The sequence below is a fragment of the Actinosynnema sp. genome (assembly GCF_052038725.1).
This window is the reverse complement of sequence record NZ_JBQGCX010000625.1, coordinates 1-2,083: the sequence shown is the minus strand read 5'-3', so window position 1 is coordinate 2,083 and position 2,083 is coordinate 1. Positions and strand designations below refer to the sequence as shown.

The 2,083-nt window shown below is 72.5% G+C and carries 3 protein-coding genes; 1 reads left to right on the top strand and 2 read right to left on the bottom strand.

Annotated elements, in window-relative coordinates:
• Positions 1–422 (bottom strand): RICIN domain-containing protein (locus ACTUAL_RS13235; protein ID WP_440900447.1); only part of this gene is annotated, 422 nt, incomplete at its 3' end.
• 216 nt (positions 423–638) lie between these two features.
• Between ACTUAL_RS13235 and pip the strand changes: the two genes are divergently transcribed.
• Positions 639–1,565: a prolyl aminopeptidase gene (gene pip, locus ACTUAL_RS13230; RefSeq protein WP_440900446.1), complete on the top strand. Its 927-nt coding sequence runs from the start codon at positions 639–641 to the stop codon at positions 1,563–1,565.
• Positions 1,566–1,620: 55 nt separating this feature from the next.
• Here pip and ACTUAL_RS13225 read toward each other — a convergent pair.
• The coding region (locus ACTUAL_RS13225) for a non-reducing end alpha-L-arabinofuranosidase family hydrolase (RefSeq protein WP_440900445.1) at positions 1,621–2,083 on the bottom strand (463 nt) is incomplete at its 5' end.

Below are 2,083 nucleotides of genomic sequence, written 5' to 3'. Positions count from 1 at the left end.
CACTGCTGGTTCGCGGCCGAGTCGCAGGCGCGCTGCTGGAGCGCGGCGCCCGAGGCGGTGTTGCCGTTGACCGGCTCGACGCACTTGCCGCTGTTGGCGTTGACGAGCGCGCCGGACGGGGACCAGGTGAACTGCTGCCAGCGGTCGGCCGTGCAGCCCCACTGCTGCAGGAGCGCGCCGTCCGCCGTGGACCCGCCGACGACGTCCAGGCACAGGCCGCTCTTGGTCACGGCGAGGGTGTAGGTGCCGCCGGACGCCGGGGTCGCGGCGTCGGCCTCGGGGGCGGTGAGCACCGCCGGGGCGGTCAGCCCGGCGGCCAGGGCCACCGCCGCGAGAACCGCTCTGGGAATGAGCGCCACTTTCTCCTCCTCGTTGAGGATTGGTCTGGCCTGGGAGCGCTCCCGGAATGCGACTGTAGCCACGCGTCCGGGGCTCCGAAAGACAGACATCCGAGGTTTCGAACGCTTCGACGGCATTCGTTCGACGGCCGTTCGGGCACGGAGCGTGCGGATATTCCACATTCCGACGAGGTGAGACGCGATGCGGGACCATCACAGAGCGGTGCGTGACGGCGGATGTCCGGGCAACCGCTTTCCTGCGGCCTCCCCGACCCCGTTCCGACCACTAGCCTGCCCCCCGTGCACCCGGTGACCGAACCACACACGAGCGGGCGGCTGGCGGTCGGCGACGGCCACGAGCTGCACTGGCAGATCCACGGGAACCCGACCGGGAAACCGGTGGTGGTCCTGCACGGCGGTCCGGGCGCGGGCCTGCGCACCAGGGCCACCAGGCTGCTCGACCCGGCGGTGTACCGGGTGGTGCTCTTCGACCAGCGCGGCTGCGGGCGCTCGACGCCGCACGCGGGCGAGCCGGAGGCCGACCTGTCCACCAACACCACGGACCACCTGGTGGCGGACCTGGAACTGCTGCGCGCGTCCCTGGACGTCGAGCGCTGGCTGGTGCTCGGGGCGTCCTGGGGCGCGGTGCTCGGGCTGGTGTACGCGCAGCGCTTCCCGGAGCGGGTGACCGGGCTGGTGCTCGCGGGCGTGGCGACCGGGCGGCGGGTGGAGACGGACCTGCTCACGCGCGGGCTCGGGGAGGTGTTCCCGGAGGCGTGGCGGGAGTTCAGCGACTTCGTCGGCGCGCCCGAGGGCGACCTCTCGGCGGCCTACCTGGAGCGGCTGGTCGACCCGGACCCGCTGGTGCACCTCGCGGCGGCGGACGCCTGGTGCGCGTGGGAGGAGGCGGTGCTGCCGCAGACTCCGGGGTCGCTGGCGGACAAGGTCGGGCGGGACCGGTTGGCGTTCGCGCGGCTGGTGGCGCACTACTGGGCGCACGGGAGCTGGTTGCGGGAGAACGAGGTCCTGGACGGCTGCGACCGGCTGGCCGGGGTGCCGGGGGTGGTGGTGCAGGGCGAGCTGGACCTGATCAACCTGGTGGGGACGCCGTGGCTGCTGGACCGGGCGTGGACGGCGGGCGAGCTGGTGGTGGTGCGGGAGACCGCGCACGGCGGGTCGGCGGCGATGAGCGAGGCGTGGAAGGCCGCGGCGGACAGCTTCCGGTGACGCGGAACCGGCGCCCCCGCTCGCGGGGGGCGCCGGTCCGGTCAGCGGGTCGGGGTCAGCGGCGCAGGGTCAGCACGCCCGGCCGCCACGGCAGGCGGTCGTACGGGCCGGTCGCGCCGGGGTCCTTGCCCTGGTAGAGCAGCTGCAGGTTGCACGGGTCGATGGTCTTGGTCTGGTCGGGGTTCTGGCGCACCAGGTCACCGTGGCTGATGTCGTTGGTCCAGGTGGCCCCGCTGTTCGCCTTGCCCGCGAAGGGGTTGCTCTCGGTCGCGGCCTGCGGGGTCCAGGAGCCGCCGAGGCTGCTGGAGGTGAACGACCGGAAGTAGCGGCCGTTCGCGCCCATCGCCTCCACGATCATGAGGTACTGGTTCTGCCCCTGGACCTTGTACACCTCGACGCCCTCGAAGAGGTTCTCCTTGGTGTCGCTCATGATCTGGGTCCAGGACGAGCCGAAGTTGCCGGGGAAGTTCCCGAGCGGCATGGTGCTCCGGTAGATCTTCCCGTTGTCACCGGCGAAG